Here is a 15,506-nt window from a genome sequence, read left to right as displayed (position 1 = left end):
TCAGCTTATTACCAAGCTGAAAAATAATATGAAAGGTGCGTTGATGAGCGTTCCCGATAAGTTACTACTCAGAAAGAGGGCCATCATAGAAACCATAAACGATGAACTTAAGAATATAGCGCAGGTAGAACATTCCCGACATAGGTGCTTCGACAATTTCATCGTCAACCTTCTGGGTGCCATTGCTGCCTATTGCCTATTTCCAAAGAAGCCATGCGTCAGAGTGCAAAGGACATTTGACACACAGCTTGCTTTATTCTAAATTCATCGAACTCACGTTATTTATATCTTGGTAGTTTAATCTACCTATTCAAATTTTCTACAGCTCCTTTCTGCTAAGGACTGTTTGGATGTGTATAATATACGCTGCATCCTAAAGATTTTTCAACGTCTTCATACCGTGCGAACTCGGGTCCGTTATCTGTAGTTATGGGCCGTACGGCGTCCTTTATCGGTCTCAAGGCCTCTATCACTGCCATAGAGACCTCCCTTGCCGTCTTGTATTTATCCAGCTTTCTGATAATTCCAAGGTTGGTACTTCTCTCTACCATGGTTAACGCAGATGAGTTTCTAGGTCCGATAATCAGATCCATCTCCCAGTCTCCGAACCGTTTTCTGTCAGCACCGGCAGGACGTTCGTCTATACTTTTCCGATTGTCCGGGAGAGCCTTTCCGTCTCTTTTGAGCCAATGGTTCCTGTATTTGAACCGGAAACGACAGTACTTATAAATATCTCCACCGGCATTACGGTCCCGCCGGATGTACTTGTATATGGTCGTGTGAGACACGCATGTCCTTCCAAGCGCCTTCATACGCCCGCATATCTGCTGTGCAGACCAGCCGGCCCTGAGGTGTCTATGATGCTCCGCCACATCTCGGGAGTCATCTTGCGAGGTCTCTGATAACGTCGCTTGCGCCTTCCTGATCTCCTGATGGCAACCGTATAGGCGTATTTACAGGTATATTCAGAAGAGTTACGCTTTATCTCACGGTATACAGTACTTCTGTGGACACCTATTGCTTCTGCAATAGCTTTCTTGGACATTTCTTTTTGGAGTAAGATAGGAATTGTGTATCTTTGCTCCGAGGTTAATTGATGGAACTTCATAATACAAAGTTAATTAATCTTGGGGAGACGAGAGTCTCCCCTTTATTTAATATATGTTTAATCGTAATCTGCTATCTCGCTCTTGGGGGCTGCGAGCCCCCGCCGCTGGGCAGTCCCTCGGTGTTTTTCATAGTTTATTGTAAACTATTTATCACCGGAGACTGTCGCATTTACTAATTTAAACTAATCTCTGGTAACTGAACTTCTGCTTAAATCTGCATATTCCTGCCCTTTACAAATAGAGTAGAATTATGCAAATCATAGTGTTTCCTGCTCAATATCAGTTAGTTTACATCAACTTCGATATTTCTTCATTTTCATTGGTTAGTTACAACCTGATTTCAGTCATATAGGAGGGTAATTTCAATCATTTTACGTGCTATTCAGCATGAAAATACAAGGTAATATGCGTGAGATTGCAAGACAAAAGCCACGGCATCATCAAATCAAGCCTGTTTTTTCAACTTCTTTTCTGTAGATGATGGACTTCGGAAGTGTTAAAATTCAGATAATAATTTTTACAATTCCACCTCATTATCAATCCTTCTTCAAGGAGAGAGATGTGCAGAATTGTCGGCGCATACATGAGGGACCGACAGCTTTGCCGGCCCCTGTGAACGGTTTATCTTTGTTTTGGACGCTTCACTTTCGGCTGGGCATGTCGCGTGTTCGATGCCGCTTGTACCCATATTGCCTCTTTCTTTTGCACGTCTTCGCTGTTGCTTCCGACCATGATCTCAAATGCTCCGGGTTCTACAATGTATCGCATGTTGTTGTCCCAAAAGCCTAAATCATGGACATTGAGCGTGAAATCAACGCGTTTTGTCTGCCCTTTCGGAATGAAAACCTTCTGAAATCCTTTCAGTTCTTTCACCGGACGCACCATTGAGGCCACCTTATCAGCGACATAAAGCTGCACGATTTCTTCGCCATCATAGCGCCCGGTGTTGGTCACATCAACCGAAACCGTCAGCATGCCATCGTCATCAAACTGTTTCGGACAACGCATTTCGCCATACGAAAACGCCGTATAACTCAGCCCATATCCAAAGGGATAGAGGTTTCTATTGGGCACATCGATGTGGCGAACGGTTGAACTGCGGGGCATATCTCCCGGTCTTCCCGATCGTTTGTAGTTGTAATAGTTGGGAATTTGCCCTTCGGTAAGCGGAAAAGAGGTTGTCAACTTGCCCGAAGGCATGGCATCTCCAAAGAGAATATCGGCCACCGCATTGCCACATTGCGTGCCCGGAAACCAAGCTTCCAACAGCGCATCGGCCTGCTGATCCGTCTTTTCGAGACACAAGGGACGCCCATTCATGAGTACAACCACGAGCGGTTTGCCTGCCTTTCTCAATGTATCGAGCAAGGCTCCTTGCTCTCCCGGCAACCGAAGTACGGCCCTGCTGCGCGACTCTCCGCTCATCAAAGCCTTCTCCCCAACGACAGCTATGATGACATCGCTTTGCTTTGCAGCGTCAAAAGCAGCCGAAAATTCCTGCGTAGAAGGCTCAAGAAAGTCGCAGCCTCGAACGTAGTTGACTTCTGTTGCGCGTCCGAGTTTGTTCTTTAATCCCTCTAACACCGTCACAACATCTTTCTCTTCGCCACGTGCTTTCCATGACCCCAACACCTCGGCACAGTTGTTTGCCAGCGGACCAATCAGCGCAATACGCTTTGTTTGCTTGGAAAGAGGGAGCAAGGCGTGGCTGTTTTTCAGCAAAACCATGGAGGAAGCGGCCGCTTTTCGAGCCAAACGGGTAATCGAATCGGAACGAACCTCATGGCGCTCGCGCTCAATATTCAGAAAACGATACGGATCATCAAATAGTCCTAGAGCATATTTCGCGCGTAGAATACGTTCTACCGAAGCATCAATCTCTTTCATCTCTACGCGTCCTTCACGTACAGCCTTCTCTAAACAACGGTTATATAACCCATCGGTCATGTTCATATCAACCCCTGCATCGAACGCCAACAGTGCTGCATCCTCGTCGGTTTCGGCCACCCCATGAGCCTTTAGTTCTTGCACAGCATTCCAATCGCTCACCACAAATCCCTTGAACTTCCATTTCTTTCGCAGGAGTTCGGTTAGCAACCAGCGGTTTCCTGTGGCCGGAACTCCATTGACACTGTTGAAAGCCGACATGAAAGTCTTTACACCTGCATCAATACAAGCCTTGAAAGGAGGCAGATATATCTCGGCCAAAGTAGCCAAAGAGAGGTCTACCGGAGCATAGTCTCGCCCCGCTTGCGGTGCTCCATAGGCTACAAAATGCTTGGCACAGGCATACACAGCATTCGGCTTTCCAAGATTCCATTGGAATCCCCGCACCCTTGCTTCTGCAATTTTGCAGGCCAAGTAAGTATCTTCTCCCGCGCCTTCAACGATTCTTCCCCACCTTGGATCACGCGCAATGTCGACCATGGGAGCAAAAGTCCAGTGGATACCCGATGCAGATGCCTCGATGGCTGCAGCCTTGGCAGTCTCATACATGAGTCCTAAATCCCACGAACATGACTCGGCCAATGGCGTCGGAAATATCGTTTTATACCCATGAATAACGTCAAATCCAAACAGAACGGGTATTTTTAAGCGAGACGATTGTATGTTTTTTTGCTGCAACTTCCGCAGCTGTTCAACACCACCCACGTTGAGAATCGACCCTATCATGCCGCGAACGAAGAGCGAATCTGACACTGCCCCACTCTTAGGGCCCGTCAAAAGTTCACCTCCGACGTATTGAGAGAGTTGTCCAATCTTTTCGGTTAGTGTCATCTTCTTCATGAGGTTATGCACAAACCGCGTCTCTTTTTCAGCATCAGTCAATATGTTTTTTACAGGTTTTCGAGGCACACGAGGAGCCGAACCTTGTGCAAAACCAACAAAAGAAAAACCCATCAAGCAGACTACTGCTACGATTATTCGTTTCATATTCTTTGAGTTTGTGATTTATTCAGATTTGATTTCAATGGTTTGTGGCTGCAAATCTACCCCTTTTGCAGTGAGTTTGATTACCGAAGGTGTCTTTCCTGCCTGCACAACAACCATGCATTTGCCGAAGAAAGCATGTCGAGCGTTTGCCTGAAAGCGCTCTAACGAGAAAGGACTTCCATTATCGACACCAGCGATTTTGCCTTCACCTGTCAACGAAAACAGAATATTTTGATCGGCCCATGGGCAGAGATTACCATCCTTATCGACCACTTCTACGGTCACAAACGACAGACTTCTGCCGTTGGCCTTCAGCATTTGGCGATTAGGAGTCAGCCGAATGTGGTGAGGAGCACCGGCAGTTCGGATTGTCTTTTCATTCACTTGTTTTCCATTTTTCCTTGCAACGACACTCACTTCTCCCGGTTCATACGCCACACGCCAAACCACATGATAAGCATGTTCGTTGCTTTTCTTGCGCACACCTTGCGACTTGCCGTTGATGAAAAGCTCCACTTCATCGGCTTGATTGTAGTAACACCAGAGGTCAATTGTTTGTCCTTCTATCCAGTTCCAATGTGGAAACACATGCAAAACCGGCTTATTGGTCCACTCACTTTGGTAGAGATAATACACATCTTTGGGGAAACCCGCTAAGTCAACGATGCCAAAGTAACTGCTTCTTGCAGGGAAATTAAACGGCGTTGGCTCTCCGATATAATCGAAACCAGTCCATATAAATTGTCCCGAACAATAGGGAGTGTGCTTCACTATGTTCAAAGTTTGCTCGTGAGTAGAACCCCAATAGGCGCAACAATTATCATATGACGAGCACATCAACGAGGGTTCGGTGAACGGACGCTTATGAGTTGGCCAACGGTATAACGAATCACTCGGCATTCTATAATAGCCACGCGTCTGCAAAGCAGATACCGTTTCGGTCATAATAAAAGGCTTTCCAGGGAAATTCTGAGGCACATCAGCCACCTTTTTCTGGTGGTAGTTGAAGCCAATCACGTCTAATGCCCCACTCTTAAATAAATTGTTATCGGGTGAAACCTCATTACATCCAGCCGTAATGAGTCTCGTTGGGTCATAACGACGCACAACAGCAGCCAAAACTTGGGTGAGTCTTGCATTCAAATTAAGGGAATCTCCTTGTGTCAAAGCAGCTTTATCGCGATTATTATTCAGCAGAATATTCACATCTTCCAATGCCATTCCCGAATTGTTCACTTTATTCCACTGTTCCAAAACTTCGTTCCCGATGCTCCAAAGGATAATAGAAGGATGATTACGGTCACGCAACACTATATCTCTTAAATCGCGTTCAAACCATGTTTTGAAATACAATGAATAGTCATATGCCGTTTTTCCTTGCATCCAACTATCGAAAGCTTCGTCCATAACGAGTAATCCCATGCTGTCACAAAGGTTCAACAATTCGGGTGCGGGAGGATTATGAGAGCATCTTATGGCGTTAACTCCCATTTCTTTCATCATCACAAGTTGACGATAAAGGGCATCTTCATTGATTGCTGCGCCTAAACATCCGAGATCACCATGCAGACAAACCCCATTAATCTTAATATTCTCACCATTCAGGAAGAAACCTTTCGCAACATCAAAAGCCACAGTTCGAATACCAGTTGTAATTGTGTCGCTATCCAATACACGACCATTCTCTATGATTTCAGTTGTAACCGTGTAGAGATAAGGCGAAGAAAGCGACCACAACTGTGGTTTTTGAACTCGCATCTGCTGACAGATTGTTGCTCCAGAAGCCTCAACCTGGCAGGTTTTAGAAGTCTGAGCAACAATCTGATGAGCCTTATTCCACAACTTCTGACGTATAGTAACCCGACGACAGCGCCCACTTGGGTTCTCAATCTGCGTGTTGAGCGTGAGATTACCAATTCCTTTCTCTACCTTAGAAATAGCATGTACTCCCCATTCTGCTACGCGGATATCCGTAGATTTCGACAGATACACATGGCGATAGATGCCACATCCCGTATACCAACGACTGTTGGGCTGCTGCGAATTATCTACTTTCACGGCGATAACGTTATCTCCCTGTTTATCAAGATAAGGCGTAAGGTCGTAACTGAAACTGATAAATCCATAAGGACGAGTGCCTACAAGCGTGCCATTTACAAAGACCGACGTGTTCATATACGCTCCGTCGAAATGAAGAACATAACGAGATGCAGCATCATTATCATGCAAAACCAAATGCTTCCGATACCACCCTTTGCCACCAGGCAGCGCACCTCCATTGGCACCCGAAGGATTTTGAGCATAAAAGTCGCCTTCAATAGCCCAGTCATGAGGCAAATCCAATAAGCGCCAAGCACTGTCATCAAATGCAGATTGCTGTGGCTTATCATCTTGATGCAAGGAGAATCTCCAGCCTTCATCCCACAAATGGCGTTCGGAAGCTTTACATTCTAAACCACAAAACCACAATAGGGATATCACGACAAAACAGGAATATCGAAAAAGAAGATGAGAAAAAGTTTTCATTTTTAATTAGAATTGTTATGGATTTTCGATTACTGAATGACTATATTTGAAAGTCTTTCTATGCTTTTCAAGGTGCAATCCTCCTAATTCCTATGGCAGAAAAGGCCAATAGAAATAGAGGAGGATGCTTTCTTTTTACCTTATTTTACTACTATTTTCCGGCCACCTACAACATAGACACCACGCGGAAAGGCACTTTCCTGCCAGCGGTCAGCCACTTTGAGACCATCAATAGTATAAACTGCGCTGTCCTTTTGAGACGTCGTTTCTACCATTTTCACGGCTGTATCACTTTTTTTTTCACCGATAACACGCACACTTCGCAAATAATATCCCTTACCCGTTACTGCCAGTCCATGGTCCTTTAACTCCTGGGCTGCTTGTGCATTGAGCGTAAGCGTATAGGTTTTTTCATCACTACCTGCTGTCAAATTCAGGATATGCCCATACTGTTTGTCAGTTGAAAGGGCAGGTCTGTTGCGTTCTCCCTGCTCTGGTTGTCTGAATTGTCGCAAGAAAACCTGTGCCTTAGTATCAACATCTCTCACCATGATTTCTAATTGCTGCCCTTCTGCTACATCTTTAAATTGCCCAGCAGGGATAAGCGTTTCGCCCCATTGGATTTGCTTGAAGCCAACCCACTTTGCACTATCTTTAGACGCACGGCATACGGAGAACAGGCGAATATTTTCACCTTTCAGCACACAACCTTGGGCTTTTAGTTTCTTACAAAGGTCATCTGTGTTCATAACAAATGTCACTTGTGCATCGAGTCGCGTAAGTTCAGGTTTCAATGTTGTGATAGATTCTCCGTTTTTGTCATAGATATCAAGTACAGATTTTCCTGCAACACGATATTCAGAAGCACTGAGCGTGTCAATATCTATCACGAGTTGATCGCCAACTTTCAAGCCGGCAAAACGTTCTGCAGGGATTTCCAATTCCACATCTTTTGCTTTCCAATCCCAACTTACGGGCTTAGAACCAAGCCACAATGGCCTATTCGTGCGCTTATAAACACGCATCCAATCAACATTCATTTCATAATTGTGGGGCACTTTATTAAGGTCTCCACCATATTGAGGGTCAAGATGTGGATACAATATTCCACCTCCCTTGCCATCGGGTTTGCCCCCAATGCCTCCATTGATGGCCACATCCCAGACATGATCAATGTCGCCATCTACAAGATATTTATCTTTCAAAACCTCATTATACTTATAAATAGAAGTTCCGTTAATCACATAATCTTTTGTTGAGAACACCGACCTTACTCTTCCGTTTAACAAGAAACTTACGGCCAAATGAACTGAGGAATCACCTGGCAAAGGATCAATTTGCACACCATAGGCATGGAAATCAGCTGTCGGATCAAACGAAATCTCTCTTACACGCTCAGAGAAAGGATTATGGTTATAACTGTTTTTGAGTTTGATAGCCTTGGTATCTTTCTCTTGATACCACCCTAATCCATGCACAGACTGATGTAAAGTTCGCTTATTCTTGAACTTATAAGTATGTCCTTCCCAATCATTCACGATATCGGCATTATCATCATTCACAAAGAATTCGAGCAGGTCAATCTCAAAGGTACTGGCACCCAGACGGTGACGAAGCCATAATGCCATCCATGTTCCAAAATCATAAGGCACCTTTGCTTTTATTTCTATACGTGAATAAAGTGGATAATACTTCTTGACATCCCTGCTGGACAAGAAGCCAGACCACCAGCCTATGGTAGTAAAATCATGATTTGGCTTCAGCGGATAGCGAGGGATTACGCTGTAATCTTCGTTTATATCAGGATATTTTGGCTTTCTGATTCCTGTATTTATCGCATCACGTGTGGCACGAATGGTCATAATTCCATCCTTCACCGACACCATTTGATCGCGATAAGTCTGTGCCATACCCTGCCCTTCATTATTGCCATAGGTATCATTGGCATAGTTTCTATCAGCATCCCCATAGAGTCCCCAAATCTTTTTATCAATAGATGTGCCATTAAACTCATCGCCCGGCAGACTTCTCCAACCAGGTAAAGAGGGAATATTAGATACTACTGCTTGTGCATTTGCACTGATGATCCCTATACTTAGGGCGCAAATAGTTGTAAAGATTGTTTTCATTCGTTTTCTTTTTGAGGTTTCTGATAAGTCTTTCATCGCTGGTTTATAAAGCGACTCCATCCCAATAACGGAATGCTCTGAAAAGCCTTGTAACACAATGGGATAGAACTCGCTTTATAATTTGATAGAGATTACCTTGTAATATCATAGAGATTAGCATGCAATTTGACTGAGATTAGCTTGCAATCTGACTGAGATTACCGTATAATCTGATAGAGATTGCAAAACCATTCAACATCACCTTTAAGGCTCTGAGATTGTAGCCTTCTTTGAAACAAAGTCTATGGTTATCTTTGTTCCTGCTTTCCACACATAATCCTTATTAGGCTCTCCCTCGCCATTTTTACGATACAGGAAGTTTTTAGATACAGGATCAACATAGACTTCACGCTTCCACGAACCAAACTTCTTGGCCCTCTTGAATGCAGGTATATCGGGATAGATACGCATTCTGCCTCCTTTGGCAAGCGTTGCACTCATAGTTCGTCCGTCAGCATTGGCTGTAAACAGAACCGACGAGCCGCCACAATCGCCCGAGAGTTTCAAAGGTTGTATAGCTATTTCACGCGAATCCAAGGCCACGAAAATGACATAGATGCCATCATTAGGCACGACAGCGCGATTATTGACTACGCTATAGTCGGTTACAGTCTTTAGCTTTGCAAAGTTTCCTTTTCCAAAAGCCTTCTCTGTTGAGAACTCCAAAGCCGTTCCTCCACGCAGATACGTGATATAGAACCAACGTGAAGCACCCGCATAGCCATTCTCAAATGATGCTACTTCGGGAGCATTCCAATCCCAGTTTCCAAAGTCATCGCCGGTCATATAAAGCTGTTTGACACCTTCGGGAATAAGATTTTCAGGAGTTGTCCCACCAAAATCTGCGGTATTATCAGCCATATCAAGGGTTACAGTCGTTCCTTTTGCAACAGGTAATGGCGGTATTTCGGTCGTTGAAGTACCCGGATAAACCACCTTGCCGTTACGAATGGTGAACCGCATTGTCGTCCAATCGCGTGCATTCTGCGCTGAGGTTGCAAAAAGATTAAGGTTGCCCGTTGCGGTTGTTTCTACAGACAGTTGACTGCCATTGCATGCCAACGGCTTCTCTTTATCAGCCAACGCAGCTCCCGAAGCATAAACCTTGGGCGTTTCAAAAGAAATCAACTTGCGGTCTAAGTTCACATAGACCACATAGAGACCAGAGGTTTTCACTGTGGCTTTTTCACTGCCATTCAGCGTAACACCCTGCATCGTCTGCAACGAAGAAAATGCCTGTGAACCGTCTTTTGCCGTTGCCCATTCCACAGTTTTACCTGCCTGCAAATAGCATAAACGCCAGAATTCGCCATTACCAACTGCACCCACAGGAGCCATTTTCGCCACATCATTGGTGTTCCAAGCTCCGAAGTTCGTGCCACCCATATAAAGTTCGTTAGCAAGTCCTGTAACTTCAACACCTTTTCCACCCATGCGTGCAGTAAACTTCCCTGTGAGAACACTGTATTGCACCTGCACACTATATTGTCCCTTCAAAGGGAATTTAAGCTTCACATCAGACTCATTGGTGAGTGGCTGATAAGTATCGTTGAGCTGATTGGTACGTTCAGCAGCAGCAGTACCCGTGAATACGGCCGACAGAGTGTCGTTTACCGTGTCGTCATCACGCAGATAAAGCGTCTTGCCGTCGTTCATATTGAATACATATTTACCAGGCAACAGCTGTTGGGTTGAGTCTGCATTGCTCCAGGTTACAACATGTGTAAGCTTATCATAAGTCACGTTGCTGAGCGCAACAGCATTGCTTCCGTCTGCCGTAAGCGCATTGTCACCCTGCATCGTAAATGGAATAGGAATGACAGTCAACTCTTTTCGCTGTTTGTTGACAACGATTTGATAAAGTCCCTCGGCTGGAACAGAGAAACCTTCACCGCCTTCTACCAAGCTATAAGCCTTAGCACTCGCGTTGGAAAGCGCGATATCGCTTCCCTTACCGTAGGCAACCGGCTGTCCGTCAGTGCCCACAAAGGAAATCTGAAAACGTCCGTCTTTCTTCAGCCAGGCACGAATGCTCAACATATTGGCATGAGAACCAGCCTTCAACCGCCCTGTTTCAATAGGCAAAGAAAACTCAGAGGAACCTCCAGAAAGGTAGACTCCCTCGGGAACATTCACCACCTCATCGTAGGCTATGTTGTTTTCTGTACAAGCTGTTGCGCCTAAAACGCACAGCATTGCTAAGATATGCTTTAATTTTATCATGATAATCTGATTTTATTACCAACCTTTATTTTGTTTCCATTGCTTCAACTTGAGTACTTCAGACTGTGGTATTGGATACCAGTACATCTTGGGTTGAAATACTCTTTGCTCTACTTCTGCAGGTTTATAAGTGAAACCACCCCCGTTCTTTCTTGCAATCTGCACACCCATGAGCGGACTTCCAAGGGTAGAAGAAGCGATTTTCCAACGGCGTACATCCCAGAAACGATGTTCCTCAAAAGCTAATTCTACGCGCCGTTCATGCTGAATAGCCTTACGCATCTGCTCTTGCGAAAGTCCTGTTGCAATGTCGGGGAGCGATGCCCGATGCCGAACTTTGTTGAGATAAACTTCAATATCAGGGTTCGTTGGATCATATTCATTAAGCGCTTCAGCATAATTCAAATAGATTTCTGCTAAACGAAACAGCGAAACAACATGTCCGCTGCTGCTGCCTCCAGTTTGAATGTTCACATCCTCATTGAGGAACTTCCGCAGATAATAACCCGTTTTTGTAGCATTTGGGTTAGGGATAGCATCACCACCGCCTGGGTAAGCCGCAACCTTTTTGCCTTTGAAAGACGCAACATTCATCAGAACTGTCGCAGCTAAGCGTGCATCTCGATTTTCATAAGGCTGTGCTACCTTGGCTGGGTCATTCCAATCGAAGGGCGTTCCATCAAGCATCTCATAGTCATCAACTAAGTTCTGCGAAGGATTAGTGCCTCCCTTTCCACCGAAACTTACGGGGAAATTACTTCTCTCAAAGCCAACATCAGCTGCATATCTACGTACGAAAATATACTCTTTGTTTTGGAAATCATTCTTGAACAAATCACCATATGAAGCAGCCAATTCATATTGATTGAGATCGATTACAGCCTTAGCTGCATCGGCAGCAGCCTTCCACAGCGAAGCATCAGAAGGCTTGTTGGCTTCATCAATGTCGCCAAAATCAACATAAAGTGGACTGGCAGCATAAAGCAATAAACGACTCTTCAACGCCAAAGCTGCACCTTTGGTTGCACGTCCAAAGGCATCATTAACATTACGCCAAGGTGTAAGTTCAAGTGTATCAGCAGCCATATCACACTCTTTAGCTATGAAATCTACAACCTCTTTCATCGTTGGTCGAGGCGTGTTTTCATAGTTTTCATTAATGCTAAGCGTTGAAGTAATGATAGGAATCGGGCCATAACGCTTCAACAACTCAAAATGGAAATAGGCACGAAGGAAACGAGCTTCAGCGCGCCACATGCGGATATCCTTGAGATTATTGGCATATTCTACTTGCTTATCGGGATCTAATCGCGTGATATCAAGATTTATATGGTCGGTGTTTTCTAACAAAGTGCAACATTTGGAGATGCCCGAGAAGAAACGAGCCCAATTGTCATCCGGATTACTCAAGGCATTCCACGAGCCATTATTAAACTGCTGAATATTTGCTGTCTCAATAGCAAACTCAGCATCATCTGTTGCAGCTGCCTGCATTGCTCCACTTGAAAAACGGTTCAATCCGTTAGGGAGAAGGGAATAAGCATAAGTGAGGTATCGCTGCGTTCGATTGTAAGAATCAAACGTTGCAGTCTTATCAATAAACGAATCTTCCTCACGATCCAGAAAGTTATTACACGAACAGAGCGTGAGAGCAGTGCCTATTGCCACCGAAATGAAGCTATTTGGAAAAAACTTTGTATTCATAGGATAAAGTTTCTAAATGAGAAATAAATTAGAATGCGAGTTTCAAACCTACACTAACAGTACGCATGAGCGGATAACTTAAAAGGTAATCTTGCTCGGCATCACCCAATTTACCAAGATGATCCAGCGTAAACAGGTTGGTCGCATTCACATAAAAATAAACACTACTCAAGTGCAGTGCACGCGAAACAGCATCAGACAGTCCATATCCTACCTGCACATTGCGCAGTCTCAGGAAGCTTCCGTTGCGACGCCAGAATGTAGATGTGCGATAGTTATTGCTGAAATCAACTGTCGACAAGCGTGGATATGTGGCATCAGTATGCGTGGGAGTCCAACTGTCAAGAGCTAAATTAGACGCTGTACCGTTATTCTGGAAAGAGTAGATGCTGGCTCCTCGCAAATAGACATCACGCTGAGCCACCCCTTGGAACAGTACACTAATATCGAAACCTTTATATTTAATGCCGCCACTCAGCATGTAGTTCCATGCCGGGACACTTGTGTTTCCAACGGGATGTGCGTCATTATCATCGACAACTTGGTCACCGTTATAGTCTTTATACTTAATATCTCCAGGTGCAACATGCCCAAATTGAGGTTGTGGCAAGGTGGCTTTCAATTTGCCATTACTGTCAAAATCATCGGCTGTATAGAAGCCTTCAGCCTCCAATACGATAGGTTTCCACACAGGGTTGCCCTTCTTATAGAGATAACTTTCAGCCTTAACATCTTCTCCCTGCTCGTCAACCCGACTCATGGCATACCATGTTCCGGCCTCAGCGAAATAGGTGAATTTGTTGCGAACACTGCCTTGATAGCGTGCCTTGAGTTCGAAACCATGATTTGTTACCTTACCAACATTCATTAAAGGAAGTATGCCTCCATAAGACGCACCTACGAAACCAAGCACTTGCGCATAAGGGTATGTAAGGATATCCGACTGAATCTCATGGAAAACATCAAAGTTGACGGACAGATTTTTCCAAAGTGTCGCATCGATTCCAAAGTTGAACATACGTTTCTTTTCCCACGTCACAGAAGGATTGGCTAAGGTCTTTTCGGTGAAACCGGAAGATTGAGAGCTCCCAATACCAAAGAGATAACTTCCATTACTGCCATAAGTCTCGTCATAAATATAGCGGGCTGACGTTTGATTGTTACCTGTAAGGCCATAAGAAGCACGAAGTTTCAAGAAGTTAACCCATGGCGTTGTTTTCATAAATGACTCATTGCTTACCACCCATGCAGCCGATAATGCGGGGAACACGCCAAAGCGATGACCGCGTGCATAGTTGTCGGTCCCCATATAAGATGCAACCAACTCGGCGATATACCGCTTTTCGAAGTCATAGGTTAAGCGTCCTGCAAAGTTTACATAGCACTCGTCGTCGCGCACATTATATACCTGGTAGCGGTCGTTGAGCATCAGTAACATGGCATGAATACCATGCTTGTTGAAACGACGTTGATAGTCAATCTGTGCCTGTAAGCCAACACGTGACTGACTTGTTCGGAAGCCTTCTGTGGCTGTCAGCGCAGCATCTGATCCATATTGCGTATAGCTATAAATGGGATTGTTCTGTGCATCAACGCCGGTTTGAGTCAGGGAATAGCGTGCATAATCACGCGTCTTGGGTGACGTCTCGGCCATGAAATTATGATAGCCAAACATAACCTTGGCACTCAAACCACGCACAAAAGAACTAAAATCATACTGCAAACCGAAAATAATCTGCAGTGAACGTGAGTTCTCCTTATATAAACCGCGGTTCAAGAGATTTGCCACGGGATTAGTATATAACGAGGTTCCACCGATACTTCCATTCGGATTATAGACAGGAAAGGCATTAGGAGGAGTGGTCCAAACGGATTTCAGATAGTCTTCTGCACCGCCTCCGCCAGGTGTTGTCTTCTCTGCCAGGCTCACTCCTGAATAAAGTGAAGCCCTGAAATAACGTGTAATGTCAACATCTAAGTTGGCTCTGAAATTATAACGTGCATAATCTACATTAGCACTTTCACGTTGTTTATGGTCTGTCCCACGATAGATGCCGTCATTTTGCAGTAATCCGGCCATGACATAGTAGTTCAATCCACCGCCTCCTCCACGGAAAGTAAGTTCGCCCATCGTCAGAGGAGTTGTATTCTTGTATACTTGCTTTTTCCAGTTTACATTTGGATAAAGATAGCCATTGCTGCCCGACTGATAGGCCGAGAGAGCTTCATCTGTGTATAGAGGGGCTTTCCCGTCATTGGCAAGTGCCTGATTATAAAGGCTGGCATACTGATAAGCATCCATCGGTGTATCCATAATTGTTGGCATTTGAATTCCTGTTTGCATGCGGAAACCAATCTTTGGAGCAGAGCGATAGCCCTTCTTCGTTGTAATCAACAATACGCCATTTGCACCCCTTGAACCATAGATTGCCAATGCTGATGCATCTTTCAATAAAGATATTGACTCTATTTCTTCGATGGAAAGATTGTCTAAAGGTGCTTCGAACCCGTCGATAAAGACAAGCATTTGCTGCTTGCTGTTGAATGAACTGACACCACGTGTGAACATATTCTCCATGTAGAAGTCGTAGCCTGGCTCACCCGATTTCTGAAGAATCGATAGGCCAGGGAGTATTCCTTTTAATGAATTGCCCACCGTTGGCGATGTAATCTCCATAAGGCGTTCACCTTTTACTGTTGAAATGGCTGCCGATTGTACCCATGAAGGTTGTGCACCATAGGCGATATGGGTCATTATAGTGTCAATGATATCTTGTGCATTGGTGGGCGAACAGAACGGTATAAGCGCACAGCTGATAATAAAATATTTATATTTCATTGT

At 44.7% G+C, this 15,506-nt stretch carries 7 protein-coding genes and 1 pseudogene; 1 reads left to right on the top strand and 7 read right to left on the bottom strand.

Annotated features, from left to right (window positions below; translation table 11 throughout):
• A partial coding sequence (locus tag H164_RS0110855) for a transposase (RefSeq protein ID WP_019968637.1) occupies window positions 1-262 on the top strand: 262 nt, incomplete at its 5' end.
• A 76-nt stretch (window positions 263-338) separates the two neighbouring features.
• Here H164_RS0110855 and H164_RS15215 read toward each other — a convergent pair.
• The 7 genes and pseudogenes from H164_RS15215 to H164_RS0110820 form a co-directional block, all read right to left on the bottom strand.
• Window positions 339-1,108: pseudogene (locus H164_RS15215) on the bottom strand (IS30 family transposase); the annotation flags it as partial.
• 622 nt (window positions 1,109-1,730) lie between these two features.
• Complete coding sequence (bglX, locus tag H164_RS14590) at window positions 1,731-4,043, bottom strand: beta-glucosidase BglX (RefSeq protein WP_051082195.1); 2,313 nt, start codon at window positions 4,041-4,043, stop codon at window positions 1,731-1,733.
• Between the two features lie 18 nt (window positions 4,044-4,061).
• The gene (locus tag H164_RS0110840; RefSeq protein WP_025830163.1) at window positions 4,062-6,569 is read right to left on the bottom strand and encodes a glycoside hydrolase family 2 TIM barrel-domain containing protein; all 2,508 of its coding nucleotides are present in this window, start codon (window positions 6,567-6,569) and stop codon (window positions 4,062-4,064) included.
• Window positions 6,570-6,709: 140 nt separating this feature from the next.
• Window positions 6,710-8,698 carry a glycoside hydrolase family 16 protein gene (locus H164_RS0110835; protein WP_025830162.1) on the bottom strand — a complete coding sequence of 663 codons (1,989 nt, stop codon included), beginning with the start codon at window positions 8,696-8,698 and terminating at the stop codon, window positions 6,710-6,712.
• 243 nt (window positions 8,699-8,941) lie between these two features.
• Window positions 8,942-10,960 (bottom strand): SusF/SusE family outer membrane protein, encoded by a 2,019-nt coding sequence (locus tag H164_RS0110830; RefSeq protein WP_025830161.1) that lies wholly within the window; start codon window positions 10,958-10,960, stop codon window positions 8,942-8,944.
• A 15-nt stretch (window positions 10,961-10,975) separates the two neighbouring features.
• Entirely contained in the window at window positions 10,976-12,664 is a 1,689-nt protein-coding gene (locus H164_RS0110825; RefSeq protein WP_019968632.1) for a RagB/SusD family nutrient uptake outer membrane protein, read from the bottom strand.
• A 28-nt stretch (window positions 12,665-12,692) separates the two neighbouring features.
• On the bottom strand, window positions 12,693-15,503 hold the full coding sequence (locus H164_RS0110820; RefSeq protein ID WP_019968631.1) for a SusC/RagA family TonB-linked outer membrane protein: 2,811 nt from the start codon (window positions 15,501-15,503) through the stop codon (window positions 12,693-12,695).
• Window positions 15,504-15,506: the final 3 nt, after the last annotated feature.

The organism is Segatella maculosa DSM 19339 = JCM 15638 (genome assembly GCF_000382385.1).
In the GTDB taxonomy this organism is placed as follows: domain Bacteria; phylum Bacteroidota; class Bacteroidia; order Bacteroidales; family Bacteroidaceae; genus Prevotella; species Prevotella maculosa.
Note: the sequence above shows the minus strand (reverse complement) of the source record. Positions and strands in the feature narration are given on the sequence as shown.